At 56.8% G+C, this 18,166-nt stretch carries 10 protein-coding genes; 2 read left to right on the plus strand and 8 right to left on the minus strand.

What is annotated here, in order from left to right; all coding sequences use genetic code 11:
* On the plus strand, positions 1–2,164 hold a 2,164-nt coding region (locus tag C173_RS07450; RefSeq protein WP_036723723.1), incomplete at its 5' end, for a DEAD/DEAH box helicase.
* Between the two features lie 134 nt (positions 2,165–2,298).
* On the opposite strand, the gene C173_RS07455 is transcribed toward C173_RS07450, so the two are convergent.
* Positions 2,299–3,093 (minus strand): hypothetical protein, encoded by a 795-nt coding sequence (locus tag C173_RS07455; protein WP_036723725.1) that lies wholly within the window; start codon positions 3,091–3,093, stop codon positions 2,299–2,301.
* Positions 3,094–3,667: 574 nt separating this feature from the next.
* Here C173_RS07455 and hflX point away from each other — a divergent pair.
* The gene (hflX, locus tag C173_RS07460) at positions 3,668–4,939 is read left to right on the plus strand and encodes a GTPase HflX (RefSeq protein WP_036723729.1); all 1,272 of its coding nucleotides are present in this window, start codon (positions 3,668–3,670) and stop codon (positions 4,937–4,939) included.
* A 389-nt stretch (positions 4,940–5,328) separates the two neighbouring features.
* Here hflX and C173_RS07465 read toward each other — a convergent pair whose 3' ends face one another.
* The 7 genes from C173_RS07465 to C173_RS07495 form a co-directional block, all read right to left on the minus strand.
* Complete coding sequence (locus tag C173_RS07465) at positions 5,329–7,428, minus strand: hypothetical protein (RefSeq protein WP_036723731.1); 2,100 nt, start codon at positions 7,426–7,428, stop codon at positions 5,329–5,331.
* Entirely contained in the window at positions 7,425–8,765 is a 1,341-nt protein-coding gene (locus C173_RS07470) for a glycoside hydrolase family 88/105 protein (protein ID WP_235191810.1), read from the minus strand. The genes C173_RS07465 and C173_RS07470 overlap by 4 nt, the downstream gene beginning before the upstream one ends.
* A 35-nt stretch (positions 8,766–8,800) precedes the next feature.
* A complete protein-coding gene (locus C173_RS07475) occupies positions 8,801–10,492 on the minus strand; it encodes a glycoside hydrolase family 3 protein (protein ID WP_036723734.1) in 1,692 nt (563 codons plus the stop codon).
* A 138-nt stretch (positions 10,493–10,630) separates the two neighbouring features.
* Positions 10,631–14,161 carry a carbohydrate-binding domain-containing protein gene (locus tag C173_RS07480; RefSeq protein ID WP_036723735.1) on the minus strand — a complete coding sequence of 1,177 codons (3,531 nt, stop codon included), beginning with the start codon at positions 14,159–14,161 and terminating at the stop codon, positions 10,631–10,633.
* 133 nt (positions 14,162–14,294) lie between these two features.
* Positions 14,295–15,848, minus strand: a complete 1,554-nt coding sequence (locus tag C173_RS07485) for an ABC transporter substrate-binding protein (protein WP_051477893.1) — start codon at positions 15,846–15,848, stop codon at positions 14,295–14,297.
* 54 nt (positions 15,849–15,902) lie between these two features.
* Positions 15,903–16,796 (minus strand): carbohydrate ABC transporter permease, encoded by an 894-nt coding sequence (locus C173_RS07490; RefSeq protein ID WP_036723737.1) that lies wholly within the window; start codon positions 16,794–16,796, stop codon positions 15,903–15,905.
* A 46-nt stretch (positions 16,797–16,842) separates the two neighbouring features.
* On the minus strand, positions 16,843–17,778 hold the full coding sequence (locus C173_RS07495; RefSeq protein ID WP_442792618.1) for an ABC transporter permease: 936 nt from the start codon (positions 17,776–17,778) through the stop codon (positions 16,843–16,845).
* Between the last annotated feature and the right edge of the window lie 388 nt (positions 17,779–18,166).

Below are 18,166 nucleotides of genomic sequence, written 5' to 3' on the forward strand. Positions count from 1 at the left end.
CGGCGCCGATGTGCTGGCAGAGCCGCTCGGCGACGAGGTCGCGTGGCGGTTCCTTACGGCCGACAGCCGCGCTCTGCTGGAGGCGGGCTGGCAGGTGCTGCTGCCGGCATGGTGGGAAGCCGCCAGCCGCAGGAAGCCGCGCCTGCGCGCGAAGATCAGCTCCGGCACGGCTGAGGGCAGCCGCGGGCAGTCGCTGTTCGGCCTGGATGCGCTCGTCGATTTCGACTGGCGCATCTCCATCGGCGACGCCGACCTGACCGAGGCGGAGTTCGCCGACCTCGTAGCGCGCGGGGAACGCCTCGTCCAGTTCCGCGGCAAGTGGATTCCGCTGGACCCTGCGCTGCTGGCGCAGATTCAGCGGGCTATGGCCGGGATGGACAAGTCGCGCGGCTTGTCCTTCCAGGATGTGTTGCAGCTGCACCTACTGAACGAAGGTGCAGACGGCGATTCGGAGGAAGCGGAAGCGCAGCGTGCCGAGGAAGAAGCGGTTCGCGTCAGGCTGGAGGTCGAACTGAACGAGCACCTCTTGAAGCTGATCGGACAGCTCGGGCAGCGTAGCCAGTGGCCGAAGCCGGAGGTGCCGGCCGGTCTGCATGCCGAGCTTCGAAGCTACCAGCATGAGGGCTTCGCCTGGCTGGTCTTCCTCCGCCGCTTCGGGCTGGGCGCTTGCTTGGCCGATGACATGGGGCTTGGCAAGACGGTGCAGCTGATCTCCTACCTGCTCCATCTGAAGGAGCAGGAGGAGGAAGCCGCAGCTTCCGGCGCACCCGTGGCCCGGCGGCAGACCGAGCCGGCCGGCTGGCCTTCGCTGATCATCTGTCCAACCTCCGTGCTGGGCAACTGGCAGAAGGAACTTCAGCGCTTCGCGCCTTCCCTGAATGTGATGCTTCACTATGGAAGCCGGCGGCTGGATGCCGGATATTTCTACGGCGCGGCTTCGCAGGCGGATGTTGTGCTTACCTCTTACGCTACCGCTGCACTGGACCAGGAGCTGCTGAAGCAGTTCACCTGGGCAACCGTATGCCTGGATGAAGCACAGAATATCAAGAACGCCGGAACGAAGCAGTCCGCCGCCGTGCGCAGCTTCCCGGCCTTGCACCGGATCGCCCTGACTGGTACGCCGATTGAGAACAGGCTGTCCGAGCTGTGGTCGATCTACGATTTCATCACACCGGGTTATCTCGGCAGCCCGAAGGGGTTCCAGGACCGGTTCGCAAATGCCATTGAGAAGGAGCGCAATGCCGAGCGGACCGCTGATTTGCAGCGGCTGGTCAAGCCGTTCATGCTGCGCCGCAAGAAGAAGGACCCGGCGATCCAGCTAGATCTCCCGGATAAAAATGAGATGAAGACCTACATTAACCTGACGGCCGAGCAGGCCGCACTCTACGATCAGAACGTGAACAGCCTGCTTGAACGGATGCAGAAGCTGGAGGGCATCGAACGCAAGGGGGCCATTCTCGCCGCCTTGACCAGCCTGAAGCAGCTCTGTGACCATCCGATGCTGCTAACCAAGGAGGCACTGCCTGAGCCGGAAGACGACAGCGCTCTGGACACCACCTCCTTGATCGAACGCTCCGCCAAGCTGGAACGGCTGCTCGCGATGGTGCGCGAGCTGCGCGAGGAGAACGAGCGCTGCCTGATCTTCACCCAGTATGTAGGCATGGGTAAAATGCTCCAGGCCGTACTTCAGCAGGAGCTTCAGGAACCGGTGCTGTACCTGAACGGCAGCACGCCGAAGAGCATGCGCGACCGCATGATTGAGCGGTTCCAGGCTCCCCCGCTGCCTGCGGGCGAAGCCGCTGCAGATGGAGCCGCCGGAGCGCAGACGTCCGATCAGCCGAATGTATTCATCCTCTCACTCAAAGCGGGCGGAGTCGGCCTCAACCTGACGGCCGCCAACCATGTGTTCCATTTCGACCGCTGGTGGAATCCGGCGGTGGAGAACCAGGCCACTGACCGTGCCTACCGCATGGGCCAGACCCGGGATGTACAGGTGCATAAGTTCATCTCGCTCGGCACGCTGGAGGAGAAGATTGACGAGATGCTGGAGAGCAAGCAGCAGCTCAGCGACGACGTCATCTCCGGCTCCGAGGGCTGGATCACCGAGCTGTCCACAGACGCGCTGAAGGATCTGTTCACGCTGCGCCGGGAATGGGTGGGATAACCCGCCACTGTGGATACCGCCTGTTCCGGCTATCTTTTATCTGCTACAGGTCTGGCATCAGTCTGGCATCGGTCTGGCATCGGTCTATTACCAGTCAGCCAGCGTGGCATTACTGGACCTTCACCCTTCGGCCTTCACCATTGCTCGGACATTCTGAAGGTAGCCGCCACATTATCCTCACCGGCAAGCGAGCTGACCACCAGCGTGACCGGCACTTGCTGAAGATCGTAGGCGAGCCGCTGATTCAGCAGATTCACCGCCACATTCTGGTAGGCTCCGGATATGCCGGAGCCGATGCCTTGAGTCAGCACACGTCCGCCGGTGACTGTTGTACAGGTATAGTTCACCAGCAGCGCTGTTTCAGTGACTGGAATAGCCGTAGTCGGCGTAGGGTAATTCACAAAAGTTCCATTCACGGTCCCCCCGGCTATCACCTTATAGCGGATAGGGGTAGAGGCTAGAATCTCCAGCCCGTCTGGAACGATCTCGGCGGCCACTGCTTCAGGAACCGCGATCGTAGTGCTTCTGCGGAAGCTGATGGCTGCGGTGTCGCTGCTCGTTACGGGGATATTGTTACGAAACTCTGAGGTAATCCGGCTAAGCGCCACGGGCTGCAGGGTAACGGGACTCCAGAGCCCGCTGCTGTCCACAAGGAAGATCCGCACCCGTACCTGCTCCTGGGAGTAGGAGATATTGAATTGGAAAAAATTCTGCGTAATATTATACGTTTTGGTCACAACCTCCCGATAGTTCGACTCGAACAACTCCTGCGCGAACAGCGTTGAGGGACTTACATCGTTGTTGTAACCAGTCAAATAGACCGATCCCAGAGCCATCCCATTGTTTACTACCTTCACTACTGCCTGATTGATGAGTCCTGCTCCCGGGGTAGGGTTCTTTGTTAACATATTGGTTGTCAGTATAGGCATAGTTATCACCCTCCGTTAGAGCTGTATTCAATAGGATATGCAGAAATAATTGGAAGTTTCTGGTCGATTGACAGACCATGGCAGTTGTCAATTCACAGACACTGTGCTAAAATCAATGTAACTTTTTTAGAACGGAGGGTTGCGTGTGATAGACTATATCCGGATTCGCACTTTGCGCGGCTAATTATTTTCCCATAGCGCGAAAGCTCTGCCTTGTGCAGAGGACTCAGGATAAGTCTGTCCATAACACGTAACCCATAGCATACACCTGTTAATCCGCAACCCGTACACTGATTCCCGGAACCGGTACCCTGTGCCCAATAAGGCCTGTATCCGCTCCGCCAGATTCTGTGTTTACCGGGAGGATTAGCTCTATACCTTTTTAAGCTGCCGGGGCTCTTCACCCTTGCCGCTTGAACCTTCATGGTGTCTATGGCAAGCATGGCCGTATAGCTGCTCCCGCGCAGCGGGCTATACCAGACTTTATTCTGTTGTTCCTCCACCTACTGTTAGCACAGGCAGACTGCCTGTGCTTTTTTGATGCTCAAATTACACTATGGAGGTTGATCTATATATGGAACCCATACTACAGAAAGCCGTTATCGTCGGCATGCAGCTGCAGAACGACACGAACTTCGCTTATTCGATGGAGGAGCTGCGCAATCTGGCAGCCGCCTGCGAGATTGAGGTCGTGGCTGAGCTTAGCCAGAAATCCAGCCGGGTGAACCCCTCGCATTACATCGGAACCGGCAAAATCCAGGAGCTTGCGCTGCTGATGGAGCAGCATGAAGCACCGATCGTTATTTTCAACGATGAGCTGTCCCCCTCCCAGATCCGCAATCTGGAGTCCGCCCTGGACCGCCAGGTTATTGACCGGACCATTCTGATTCTGAATATCTTCGCCTCACGGGCGAAGACCAAGGAAGCCCAGCTGCAGGTAGAGGTCGCACAGCTGCAATATATGCTTCCCCGCCTGAGCGGCCTGCGCGAATCTCTCGGCAGACAGGGCGGCGGGGCCGGCTTGAAGAACCGGGGAGCTGGGGAAACGAAGCTGGAGCTGGACCGCAGACGGATTGAAGAGCGGATCTCGGCGCTTCAGTTAGAGCTGCAGACGCAGGTCGCAAGGCGTCAGATCCAGCGTAAGCAGCGGCATAAGAATGAGGTGCCTGTGGTCTGTCTGGTCGGCTACACCAACACCGGCAAGTCCAGCTTAATGAACACCCTGGTGGAGACCTATCATCCCGGTTCGGGCAAAGGCGTGCTCGCCAAGGATATGCTGTTCGCGACGCTTGAGACCTCAGTGCGCAGCATTGTGCTGCCCGATCACAAGACCTTCCTGTTAACCGACACCGTAGGCTTCGTCAGCCAGCTGCCTCATCATCTGGTGAAGGCGTTCCGCTCGACCCTGGAGGAGGTTACGGAAGCCGATCTGCTGATTCATGTCGTCGATATTGCCGATCCGCAGCATGAGCAGCATATGGCGGTAACGAATGAGACCTTGAAGGCGCTGGGCGCTGACGGAATCCCTACCCTGTACGCCTACAACAAGGCTGATCTGAGGGAGGACCCTTACCCGGAGGTGGAGGAGAATTCTGTAACCCTGTCTGCTAAGAAAAACCGCGGGATCGCCGAGCTGGTCACTCTGATCCGCAGCCGCATCTTCACCGACTATGTACAGTGTGAGATCCTGGTCCCGTTCGACCGGGGCAGCATTGTCTCCTACTTCAACGAACATGCCGATGTGCAGTCCGTCAGCTACGAAGAGCAGGGCACACGCCTGAAGCTGGAATGCCGGGCCGCCGATTACGAGCGGTTCAGAGATGATTTTGTAGAGCTGCCACAATAAAATCGCTGAAAGTCACAGGAGCTGGTCCCCGCAATACGGGGCCAGCTCCTTGCGTTGTCCATGAGGTTATAGGATCAAATTACCCTGCGGGTGAACGATACTGGGCAATATTGTTGCACATTTTGCAGGATCTCTAAAATGTTACGGGCTGCGGAGCATGGGGCCCAACCCTCATCGCAGCAGCACCGATTGTATTCGGATTTCCGCATACATTTGGTCATCGGCCGTTGTACCAGCAAATTGTATTCGGTTTATCACATACATTTGGTTCATGTGCCGTCGCACTCACCCATTGTATTCGGTTTTTCACATATATTTGGTCATCGGCTGTTGTACCAGCAAATTGTGTTCGGTATTTCGCATACATTCAGCCTTTGAGCGGTGATCAGCTACTCTCCCGGAGCGGGCCGCAGGTTAAGTACGAAACCTCCCTTCATACTTTTCATACTTTTCATGCTGTTCATGCTGTTCACGACTCTTACACCCCGCTCTCCCTTCGCAGCATTCGTTTCATCATTTTCATTCGCTTCATTTACTTCATTCGCTTCATTCCATTCGTTGACTTTATTCGCTCCCGCCGCCTTCCCTCCTGCAACTCCCTGCGTTCTGCTCCCTTTGTACTCTCCGCCGCTGCTTACCCGCAGCCCGCCCTCATCCGTCAGCTCCAGAAGCGGGGCAGAGTTCAATCTCCACTCCTCCCCAGCCGCCAGAGAGAACACCAGCGCAGCCTGCTGCATGGAGGTGAAGTCCAGCATCCTGCGCGGACCGGCGTAGAGAATCATATCGATATTCATCCGGCCGTCTGCCTTATGAAATTCCCACACCAATCGGTTGCCTGCATCCGCTTGCCCGCTGAATGCCGCGAACCAGGTTGTCAGGCGAAACTCCGTTCCTGCAATGGTGATAACCGTACCTTCTTCTGTTAATGCGGCTGTAACTCCCTCCAGAGCGCCGCCAACCTCCAGCCGCAGCCGCAGGTCCGAAGCCGCAATCACACCGCCGGTCCGGTCCAGATTCGGATGGGTATCCCCGCCATCTGTCATGAAATCGATCCCGAACAGCACATGGCCTGCTTCCTGCAGCGATTGGAAGCGTGCGGAGCAGTAGTCATAGCCGTCATGCAGGCAGCGGAGCCGGAGATATGAGGGCTGTCCGTTATTATTGGCATAGATCAGCAGCGGCCGTCTTTGGTTCCACAGATCACTATGGGTGAAGGAGCCCATGCTCCACTGCGGAGTCATATAAGTGACCGCCCACTTGCCGTCATACCCCTGATTCTGATTTTGCACCTGACCCTGACCTTGCTCCTGATCCCGACCTTGCACCTGATCCCGACCTTGCTCCCGATTCCGCACCTGATCCCGACCTTGCTCCCGATTCCGCTCCTGATCCCATTCCTGATCCCGCCCTTGTTCCTGGCCCAACTCCCGCTTCCGCTCTTTCCCTGTCCCCTGCTCCTGCCCTTTCTCCTCCCCTTCCAAGCGTTGCCTTATCTCCTTCGTCTCAGGAACCTTGAAGCCCTTCAGATAGGCAGGGGGACAATGAATGCCGCTCATATACCATTCCTCTTCGTAGGGCAGCTCCTCCCATGGGAAGAACATCACGGCTCCTCCTGTCGCCAGTTGCAGAAACGCCTTGCTCTGGTCCTCCAGCAGCACTCCGTAACAGCGGGAATGCGGGCCGGACCACTGGGCCGTGGCGGGGTGATAATACCCGGCCACGGTCCTCCAGGTCAGCTCTAGCAGCTCTCTGGTCCATGCCTTAACCCTGCTGTCCGAGGTCTCGGACTGAAGCTTCGACAGCTCCAGAATGGCAATGTAGGTGTAGATTGGGCTGTTATATTCCTGAAAAGCCCCATGCTTCAGGGTATGAGCATGCAGCTTCCTGAGCCGCTCCAGCCCATAGTCCGCATAATCCTTACGCCCCAGCTTCTCCCCGGCAATTCTGGTCACGAACGCGCCAATAATCGCAATATTGGTATAATCCGGTCCGACATTGCGCCGGATAATGGCTTCGCAGGCACACTCTATGGACAAGACGGCTGCTTCCCGCAGATCGTGCGGGAAACGGTGGCCGTGGCGCGAAAGGGCCTGCACCAGTCGGCTGCCGCAGAAGTCCGCCCAATTCCAGTCCGGCGGAGCCATCTGGTCCAGCGTCTCCTCATAGAACCAGGACCAGATGCCGAAGGTATCATGCACCGGTTCCGTATCCTGCAAGGAGATGACCTGCCGGATAATATCGAATGCCCGCTCTTCATAACAGGCCAGCTCCGTGTCGAGCAGTCCAAGCGCATAGCTGAGCGAGTCTCTGGTGGAGTGGATGAACTCCGCCTGCTTCAGTGTCGTATGATACCCCGGGCTGCTGAACGGGGAGCGCAGCATGCAAATGGCCGAGTCATAGCGGGATTCCAGTCCGGTCACCTTATGAATCAGCCGTTGCCGCTGATCCAGCCCTCCACCCGCAGCTTCTGCGTTATCCTTCACCGTCATCCCCCTGCCTCCCCTTCAACATTTAATGAACCTATCCCCTCAGATTGCTCCTGACGTCGCTGACCCCCTTGACGCTCTGGATGTTCTTCATGCCCTTGGTCCTCTTGTCCTCCCTGACGCTCCTCATGTTCTTCATGCCCCTGGTCCTCTTGTCGTCCCTGTCGCTCCTCACGTTCTTCACGCCCCTGGCCCTCTTGTCGCCCCTGGTGCTCCTGACGCTCCTCATGCTCTTGCCTCTCAAGCCGGTGCTTCATTTCCTTCAGATCCAATGCCTCTGTCAGCAGTTGCATCACCAGCCCTTGCCCATACAGTGCCGGATATCTCTCAATGGTGTTATAGGCCGCTATCGACGGCATGACCGGAGTGCCTCCCGAGACCCCTTGCACCTCACCGTCTTCGCGGATGAGCGGAAGAATCCCCGCAAGTGCCGCCTCCGCGCTCTCCAGATAGGCATCCTCCAGCAGTCCGCTCTTCACCGCCTTCAGGAAGCCGCAGGCAATACCGGCGCTTGCCGAGGTCTCCTCGTAATAATCCGACCGGTCGAGCACCGTATACCACAAGCCGCCGGCCCCCTGCGCCTGCCGCAGGGCAGAAGCAAGCCTGCGGTAGCGGCTGTACAGCTCCTGTGGAATAGCAGTCAGGCTTGCGGTCCCGGCCACAATCTCCGGGACCGCAAGTGCCACCCAGGCATTGGCCCGGGCCCAGCGGGCTGCCGACATATGGCTGCCTGCCCGGCTGTTCCAGCCATGGAATAGCAGCCCCGTCGCCGGGTCCTGGAGCAGCCGAAGGTGTTGCAAGGTCTGCTGCACGGCGGCGGCAGCAAGCTCCTGGTCGCCGGTCAGACCGGCAAGCCGGGCCAGGAACAGCACAGCCATATACACCGTATCGGCCCATACCTGTTCCGGGAATTCCACGGCCTCTGTCACGGTATGCTCCAGCGCCCCTTCCCGGGTCCGGGGGGCAGTCTCCAGCATCCATGCGGCAACCTCCTGCGCCCGGCTGAGCAACCATGGGTCCCCGGTCAGCCGGTACAGCTCAGGAAAGAGCGCGTAGGGCGCCAGGGAATTGATAACCCTAACCCCCTCGGCCTTCTGCTTATTCCGGTTCATCCAATGCAGCAGGTAATCCGTCACCTCATCCTGACCAGTCCCTGTGCCATATTCAAGCATAGAGATGACCCCGACACCGGGCACCCAGTCCCAGTGGTTAATATCCATTCCCCAATTCCCTTGATGCCGTTCAAGACGCATATATTCAAAGATCTGGCGCAGCTTCGCCTCCAGTTCCCGCTGCCTGCCCGCTGCCCGTTTTGCCTCTGATTCCTGTTTCGCACTCAAGACGTCTGAAGCCTCCCTGAACCGTAATCGCCCTCTCAAATCTCCGCTTTCACCGGGGAGCTTCCCTGAAACGGAATCTCCCCGAACAGCGCCTTAACCGTCAGCTCTACTGTATCTTCATGCAGAGAATACGCATTCACCAACGTATCGAGGAACGGAATATCCTGCAGCAGATATGGCGTAGCGAACGAAATACCGATCGGCCGGACTGTCTCCGCATGCTGCATGGCCCAGATGGCTTTGGCTGCTTCCCCCACCGGACGGGCAGTATTCATCATTCCGTGCAGCGGAAGGAAATAGGGGGCGAAGGCGGCATCCCAGCGGACCCCCGATTGCTCCCATTTCCGCAGCGTTGTCAGCGGCTCGAATTCATCCAGAATATCGACCTCCAGCCCCCTGGCCTTAAGCTGCTCCACAAAAAGATTCATCCGCTCATATCTGCGCCCCTCCGTCACCTTGTTCATCATGATGACCAGTACCCGGCGGACCTCCTGCGGATTCAGCGGCAGCTGGCCGGTGCGGTTGCGGACCAAGGTAATGCAGCGCCCGGCCAGCTCGCGGCTGAACTGTCTCACCTGCCGGTCGAGATCAGGCGGCAGCTTGTCGTCCAGCAGCGGCTGAGCCCTTGTGTCCTCTCCCCCGGCGCAGGCAGCATGCACACCAAGCCGCGCCTTCAGCTCCAGAATCCGCCGGACGCTGGCCTTCAGCCGTTCCCGGCTGACGCGTCCGTCCTCCACCGCCTGCTCCATCACCGCAAAGTACCGCACTCCCGGCCAGAGCAGCACATCAGTACCGCAATTGAAGCAGTCTATGATGCGCTGCGTATAGTCTCCCCAGGATAAGAATCCGCCCATATCCAGCGCATCCGACAACACCACTCCGTCGAAGCCAAGCCGCTCCCGCAGCAGTCCTGTTGTAATCCGCTCCGAGACGGTTGCCGGGACCGGCCCCGATCCAGCACCGCCTGCCCCGTCTTCGATCCAGGGAAGGGCAATATGTCCGGTCATATAGGACATGATCCCCTGGCTGATCATCTCCCCGGCCACCTGCCCGTAAGTAGAGAACCATTCCTCTTCAGATAAGCTGTTCACCGTAGTAATGATATGCTGATCCCTGTAGTCGACCCCGTCACCGGGAAAATGCTTGGCGCAGGCCGCAAGGCCATGCTCCTGCATGCCCCGCATGACAGCGGCGGACAGGCGCGCCGCCCGCCCGGCGTCATCTCCCAGGCAACGGGTCGTAATGACGGGATTCATCCAATTCAGCAGCAGATCGGTGCCCGGGGCCAGCGCCCAGGTGAACCCGGCCGCCCGGCCTTCCAGCGCAGTATACTTGCCGTATTCGTATGCCAAGGCTTCATCATCTGCTGCCGCAAGCGCGAGGAGCGGAGGGAAGGCCGTGAGACTCCTCACCGCCGAGCCTGCCCCGAATTCCAGATCACCGGAGAACAGCAGCGGGAACCTGCTGATACCTTGCAGCAGTCCCGCCCAGTCCCGGTAATCCTCCGCTTTGCCTGCGGCCTTCTGAATAACCTCCCCGCCGATGAAGAAGCTGCCCACCGGGTACTGCTCCAGATACCGGCGGAGAGCGGCCTCATCATCCCCCTTGAACGGCAGCCTGCCCGCATGGTCCTGCATCGTCTGCCCGATCAGTTCACGGAGGCTCATCGCTTCAAGCGTCTCCTCCACCCATTCCTGTTCTTCCTTGCTTAACGGCTTCTGCATCATTTAAGGCTCCTCCCGGCAGGTTCTGTTCTAAATCCAGTGTACCGGATCACGAAGCTGCTCTACATACAGCCAGCTATAATATAAGTTCAAAATTCTACAAACTGCCTGCACCGATCCGCCAACCGGCTGATTAGCCCGTCAGGGCAGGCTGATCTCCAGCGCCCGTGCCCGCTTGTTATTCTCCTTGTTCATCTCCGCATACCGCCAGATATCATTCACAAAAAAGCTGACCGTAAACTCGCCGATGGTCGGCACCGTCCACCGGGGAGTGCCCTGCGCACTGGCGTTAGCCGTCAATGTTATCTCCTCGCCCGGCTGAATCACACTGGTATTCGTGTCCGTCCACGAGACCACTCCGCCGTTAACCGAGAAGGCGCCGCCGGTAATCTGTCCGAGTCCGGTCGAGGCATTCAGCGGTGTGGGACGGACGCCGATGTTCTTCACTTTGGCCCAGAAGATCAGGGAGTCGCCCAGCTGCGGTGTGCTGTGCGCGGAAGGGCTGCCGTCGCTGTTCACAATATGCCAGCCGATATCCGTCACCGTCAGATCCGGTCCCGGTACGGGCAATACAGACTCGTAGCTCTCGTACTCCAGCCCGCTGACCATCACCTTTCCGCCGTTGCCTGCAATCTCGATCCGGTGCAGCCCATATGCTAGGCCCGTCAGCTCGTAGACGATTTTATGATCGCCCTCCAGCCCTGCCTGCGGAATGACTATAGTATCCTTATATTCTCCATCGACGTAGACATCCGCACTGCCCATATCGCTCTTGATATCCGATCTCCAGCGGACACCGATGCCATTGAAGCTGAAGGCAGCCGTGGCATCCTCCGCATAGGTCACATGGGAGACACCATTCGGTGCAATCTCGAACCCGGTATAGTCAATGTAAGGATGATCATGTGCGGCCGGATACCAGTGGGAGAGGGGAACATACAGCCCTTCCTCCAGCCTGAAATAATCGAGATTTGCCCCCTTCCCGGCGGAGGTGAAGCTGATCATGTTATAGCCCGGCTGGAGGGTAATCCCATACTGCCGTGCGGTCAGATTCGCGGTCCAGCTTCCCGTAGAAGGCAGGGTTATTGTGGACTGTTTCACGCCGTTCACGAGAATATTTTTCTTCGATTCCTCATTGGAAGCGTATACAATTGTTAAGGTGTAGCTGCCACCATTCTCGGAATGGAAGCCTTGGATCGTTAAGCCTCCGCTGTGCGTCTGCTCCACGACCTTGCCGCCTGAGGCGCTGCTGTTATTGCCGGTCTTCAGTGGCAAGGCAAAGGCGGTAGCTTCGGCCTCGAACTTGGCCGGATCTCCTGCGGCATGCGGTGTAATCGGCATGACCGGTGTAGTCGCTGATACGGCTGTGCTAAGAGGCGATGCATTGCCGGAGTCATCCACGGCCTGCACTGTGTAGCTGTAAGTGGTCTGCGGCGCTACGGTATAGTCATTCCAGAAGGTCAACCGTCCCGGAATATTCATCACCGGAGCCGCTCCGCCGTCACGGTAGACGTTATAACTGACGACAGCAGCGTTGTCTGTGGAAGCCGTCCAGGTTAGCCGGATCTGCTCATGGCTTACGGCTGTTGCCGCAGGATTGCCCGGAGAAGCAGGCAGCGTGTTGTCCTGCTCATCAAGGATATACTGGACCGTCTCTCCCGCGTCCAGTGCCACTGTAAGGGTAAGGTAGGGATCTGCCGTAAGCTCCACCCGGGAGTAGGCGGCGGCGTACGTCTCCCCTGGACCGAACCGCTCCCCGGAATACACCCCGCTGGACGGCATAGCAACCCGGACCTGCATCGTGACCGGCGTCTTCTCGAAATTCACGAAGTTCAGCAGGATTTTATCGGACGAAGCCCCGATGGCTGTAGTCCCCAGCGCCGAGGTATCCACTGCGCGGAAATACGCCTTCAGCCCGGTCAGTTCAGCTGCATTCAGTACCTCGTAGCCCAGCGGGCTTCCATGGGTGGCGTAAGCGGCGGCCAATCTGCGGAACGTCTTCAGCCGGGTCTCCCCGGATTCATTGATATTAGCCGGGACCGCTGCTGTATCCTCATAACGGTGTGTGTTCCAGTTGATCGCTGAATTGAACAGGCCAAACTCCGTCCCGTCATTGAAGAAGGCCGCGTGCTGCATAATATGGTCAGCATAACCGATATTCCCCCGCAGCTCCCGGTCAAAAGCAGAAGCGAACCTGTAAGCATACGTCCCGTATTTCGTATTGTCGGAATGATTGTCGTTGCTGCCGGTCTCGCTCATGGCCATCTCTTTGCCGAAGCCTTCCTCTGAATCACTGTACACCCGCAGATTCTCATACAGGCTTCCGCCCGGCAACGGCTGGACGCCGGTCCCGCCATAGCTGTGTCCGTTGGTCACATCCGACAGCGCTTCAATCGGCGCACGCTGGGCAGCATCCCGTTCCCAGCCGTCTGGGGTGCCGTTATACGGCCAGTAGGCCCACCCGGGAGCAACAATTTTCAAGTAAGGCTGGCTGTTCGTCTGCCTCTCCTCGTCCATCATTTCATGAAGCGCCAGCACCGCCTTCTGTGCCCAGCCGAACAATCCCGGCTCATTGCCTGTCTCGGCATACTGGTACAGACCACCGAATTTGCTGACAAATCCGCTGTAATAGCTCCTCAGCGCAGAGCTGATCGTCCCTGCTGCCAGCTCGCTGTTAGTCTTCCAGTTGCCGCCGATGATATTAACCATTGGCGCAAGGTTGAGGTCGCGCAGCGTCTCCAGATACTTGCGGCCCTGCGGGTCCCAGCCTGCGCTGGTATCGGACCAGAAGGAGGTGCGCATCCAGTTGCCGCTATAGGCAATGCCCAGCCACTTGGCCATCGGGGCCAGATGGCGGATCGCATGCTCGTCATACCGGAAGGTCGAGGCGGCAATCGTGCTTCCCAGGTGGACATACCGTCCGTGGATAGGCTCGGCAGCCGGCTCAGTCAATGATTCCAGCCTGAGATAATCCCATTCGAACCACAGATACTTGTCACCGTCATATCCTGGCGACTGCGGATCAGCGTATAGCCCGCGGTCCACGGTCAGCTTCAGCTTATTGCTGCCGGTCTTCAGCTGTTCTGAGGGAATATAGAGTCTATAGGTTTCTTTCCATGTATTAGTAAGGGGGGTCTCTCCGTCGTTCAGCCCGGTAATCTGAATCAGCCCGCTGAAGCTGCCATTGGTGAATACGGCCAGCTGCGGAATTGCGGTGCTTGCATCCAGTACCTTGAAGCTGAACTCCACACCATAGAGGGGGACTTCCGTAAGATTGAAGCTTAGCTCCATCGCCGCATTGCGGTCCAGCTTCATGCCGCGGGAGATCGTATTCCAGTTCAGGGGATTGACGGGGAGGGTAATATTCTCACTGTACACATCCTGATACACTGTAAATTCTGCGGAGCTGTTATCCTGCTCGCCCACCTGCCAGAGCAGCGGAGACGGCTGGTAGGTATCCTCTGTGACTGTACTGGCTGCAATGAGTGTACTCTCAGGTAACGGTTCAGCCGCAGACCCCGGAGGCGGGAACACCGCAGCGGATTCGCTGTCTTCAATAACCGCCTGTGCAGGCGGCATTTCGGCGGAGCTGATCTGTACTCCGGGCAATGAGGCGGACATCCATACCAGAGCTGCAATGAGCAATTTGCCTGTGATTCTCTGAATTCGCATAGTAACACCCTCTCTTGATCAGATAGGGGCTCCCCAAAGGCTGGATTAGCGAAAGAGAATACCCGGTACCTGCCGCAGGCGGCCGCTATGACTGCTTGCTGCCGGGTACCGGGCGTGCTATGGCCTCTACTGCTTATTTGGCGGCCAGAAAAGCGTCGAGCTGACTCTGAATTTCCGTAATCACAGCGTCCAGGCCTGCGGCCTTCAGCTTGCTGTTCATCTCCTTCAGGACCGGTTCAGGGTCCTTTTCCCCGGAGAACAGGGTGTTCTTATACTGCTTCGTGATATTGATCAGGGCACCAATCTGTGACTGCACCTTGGTCGAATCGAAGACAAATCCGATCACCGGCGACACGGTGGCGTTCTTATTCCAGTCCGTATAGAGCTGCACGCGCTTCGGATCCTCATCCTTATTCAGGTAGTTCAGCAGTACATTGCCGATCATCCAGGAGGATACGGAGTTGTAGCCGCTGTCCGCAATGAACTCCACGGTATTGTTCTCCAGCTTCTTATAGTGCTTACCCTCAATGCCGAAGGTCAGCAGGTTGTAGAGCACCGGATCGGTGTGAATCAGGTTCATGAACATCATGGCCCGCTCGGGGTTCTTCGAGGTTCTGGAGATGGCGAGCATGGAGCCTTGCAGACTCTTGGTGCTGACCTGAACAGGCAGCAGCGTCTTGATGATCATCGGCTTCTCGGCGAGCCGGGTCCAGTCATTGGTGGAGGTCGGATTCATGTTACCGTAGACGAACCAGGCTTTGCCGCTTTTGACCGCATCCTTCAGCTCGGTCTTGTCGGTGGCGCCGTTCTTGTTGATATAGCCCGCTTCATACCAGCTGCGGATCAGCTTCAGCCGCTCCGTCATTGCCGGTGTGTCGTATTCGTTGAACACCTTCATCGTCTTGTAATCAAGCAGGGTCGGGATATCATTGCTGCCGTCCAGATCCTCGCTGTCAGGATACGCGGTGAACCAGTGCAGGCTGTCGGTATGGTTCATGAACAGCGGAGAGAGGGCTGGCTCCTTCTCCTTAATCGTCTTCAGCATCGGTTCAATATCCTCCAGCTTCTGGAGGCTGTTCACATCGAAGCCGTATTTATCCACAATCGCCTTGTCAAAAGCAAACCCGACCGACTGCCCCAACTCCTTCTCAGTTGGAACCGCATACAAATGTCCGTTGACGGTAGCTGCCTGCAGGTAAGCCGGATTAATCTGTGCCTTCGTCTCCTTGGCATAGGTGTCCAGCAGCTCCTCCAGCGGCAGATACGCCCCCTTCGCGGCGTTGGTCATGAAGTTCCAGGTATAGACCATATCGAACACCTCGCCGGACTGGATCATCAGATTGACCTTGTCGGCCGGTTTATCCCAGCTTAGCTGGTTGATCTTGAGGGTGGCGTTGATTTTATCCTTCAGGTAGGCGTTGATCTCCTGCTCTACGGACGCCACATCCTTATCCGGTCCGCCGGGCAGATACAGGGACAGCTCCACCGGCGCAAGCGCACCCGGCGCCTCCGTTCCAGCCGCTTCCGTTCCTGTCGCTTCCTTCGTTGCCGCCGGAGCTGTGGTGCTTTCCCCCGTTTTCTCTGTAGGCGCCGCTGTATTGCCATTGTTCCCCGCACATCCGGCCAGGGTGAATCCGGCTATCAGCACAAGCGACAGCAGCAGACCTGTGACTTTTTTACCTGCCATACTTTTTTCCTCCCCTTGATGGAACAGATATATGCTAATCGGTAGGTTCCGAGGTTAGCCTTTGATAGAGCCGAGCGTCAGTCCTTTGATGAAATACCGCTGGAAGAACGGATAGGCCAGCACAATCGGCCCGATGCCGATCAGCGCCATCGCCATACGGATCGTTTCCCCCGGCAATTTGGCCAGCTCGGTGGCCGAGCCTTGAATAAGTGCCCCGTTGCGGCTCAGGTAGTCTGCCTGGGAGATCATTTTGTACATGAGATATTGGAGGGAATAGAGGTCTGTGTCGGTAATGAAAATCATGCTGTTAAACCAGTCATTCCAGTAATGCAGCGTATTGAACAGCCCAATGGTCGCGAAGACCGGCAAAGACAGCGGGAAAACAATCCGGAAGAACGTCCTTAGCTCCCCCGCTCCGTCAATCGTAGAGGCTTCAATCAGCGCAGGCGGCACGCTCATCTGGAAGTACGTCTTCATAATCAGCACATTGAACGGGGACAGCAGCATCGGCACAACCAGCGCCCAGATGGAGTTCTTGAGGTCGAGCACCTGGGTGTAGACCATATACCACGGTACCAGCCCGCCGCCGAACAGCATGGTGAAAAAGATCAGGAAAGCGAACACCCCCCGGTACCGGAAATCCGCCCGCGATATCGGATACGCATACAGGGAAGAGATGAACACGCTGACCAGCGTTCCGGTGATGGTGACGAAGAAGGACACGCCATAGGCCCGCAACACCACACTATAATCCTTGAATATATAGGCGTAAGCCTCCAGGCTGAGCTTCTCCGGAATGAATTGATAGCCATTACGGACGATGTAATCGTAATCGGTAATAGAGATCATGAAGACCAGTACAATTGGCAGCAGGCAGGCCAGGGACAGGATGATAAAAATAATATGGAGGAGAACATTAGTGAAGCGGGATATTTCGTTATTAGCCACGGATTTCCACTCCTTCTACAGGGTACGTGCGCTGCCAGACTTTTAGCTAGAAAACCGCCTGATCCTTGTCAACCTTACGCACGATCCAGTTCGAGCCGAGGACCAGGAAAAAGCCGACCACCGATTGGTATAATCCGGCCGCTGCGGACATCCCCAGGTTACCCATGTTAATCAGCGCGTTATAGACGTAGGTGTCGATGACCAGTGTAGTCGGGTACAGCGCCCCGGAGTTCAGTGTGGTCTGGTAGAACAGCCCGAAGTCGGAGCGGAAGATGCCGCCGATCGCCAGAATCGTTGTAATAATAATGACCGGCCGGATGAGCGGAATCGTGATATGCAGAATCTGCTTCCACTTGCTGGCACCGTCGATCAGGGCCGCTTCATAGTACTCGTTGTCAATGCCGATAATCGCCGCCAGATAGATGACACAGCCATAGCCCACCCCTTTCCAGAGATTAATCAGCGGCAAAATGAACGGCCAGTACTTCGCCTCCGAATACCAGTTCAGCTCATCCAGCCCGAACAGGGCGAAGACTCCTTTATTGATGAAACCGTATTCAACATTTAGAAAAGCGAACACCAGATAGCTCACCACCACCATCGACAGGAAGTAGGGGAAGAACATGATGCTCTGATAGAATTTGGCGGCCAGCTTGTTCCTCAGCTCATTCAGGGCAACCGCGATGGATACGGCGAAGACCAGATTAAGCACAATGAACACGAAGTTGTAGAGCACCGTATTGCGCGTGATAATCCAGGCATCCGAGGTGGCGAAGAGGAATTTGAAGTTATCCAGCCCGACCCACGGACTGCCGAAAATCCCGTCCACATAGTTGATATTCTTAAACGCAATCACAATTCCGAACATCGGCAGATAGTTGTTGATCAGCAAAAATACTACGCCCGGCAGCAGCATCAGCAGCAGCACCTTATGCTTCAGCAGATGCTTCAGCCCGTGTCTCTTTTTCGTCTTCATAACCATTGTCTTCCACCTCCTGTGTTCCTTCAGCAGTCCCTCTCTTCCCTGACTTAAGTGTACCCGCAGGCGGCTCCATGCTAAATAAGGCCATCTATAATAAAAGTTCAAAATCCTACAGAGTTTGGAGTAAATTAGTTGGATAAACGCATCTTAATTTGGATGTTTTGGATCACCGTCGGGTTTTAGTTGGATAAACGTCATTTAATTTTATGTATTTCCTATACTCTGCTATTTGGGCTGTATTTTAAGTGCTGTTTCTCCAACTGCTTCCCTACAAGAAGGCTTCTGTCCATGAGTAAGTGCTGAAAATCCAACTGCTTTTCGTACCAGAATCCATTTGCGGAAGGCAGTGAAGCCGAAGGGACAAAATGCAAAAAGGCGCTCCACGATG

The sequence above is a fragment of the Paenibacillus sp. FSL R7-277 genome (assembly GCF_000517965.1).
Taxonomy (GTDB): domain Bacteria; phylum Bacillota; class Bacilli; order Paenibacillales; family Paenibacillaceae; genus Paenibacillus_AQ; species Paenibacillus_AQ silagei.

Bases quoted from the DNA above. Each gene is read 5' to 3' on its own strand.
- C173_RS07455 (WP_036723725.1), bottom strand. From the start codon at position 3,093: ATGCCTATACTGACAACCAATATGTTAACAAAGAACCCTACCCCGGGA.
- hflX (WP_036723729.1), top strand. From the start codon at position 3,668: ATGGAACCCATACTACAGAAAGCCGTTATCGTCGGCATGCAGCTGCAG.
- C173_RS07465 (WP_036723731.1), bottom strand. From the start codon at position 7,428: ATGACGGTGAAGGATAACGCAGAAGCTGCGGGTGGAGGGCTGGATCAG.
- C173_RS07475 (WP_036723734.1), bottom strand. From the start codon at position 10,492: ATGATGCAGAAGCCGTTAAGCAAGGAAGAACAGGAATGGGTGGAGGAG.
- C173_RS07480 (WP_036723735.1), bottom strand. From the start codon at position 14,161: ATGCGAATTCAGAGAATCACAGGCAAATTGCTCATTGCAGCTCTGGTA.
- C173_RS07485 (WP_051477893.1), bottom strand. From the start codon at position 15,848: ATGGCAGGTAAAAAAGTCACAGGTCTGCTGCTGTCGCTTGTGCTGATA.
- C173_RS07495 (WP_442792618.1), bottom strand. From the start codon at position 17,778: ATGGTTATGAAGACGAAAAAGAGACACGGGCTGAAGCATCTGCTGAAG.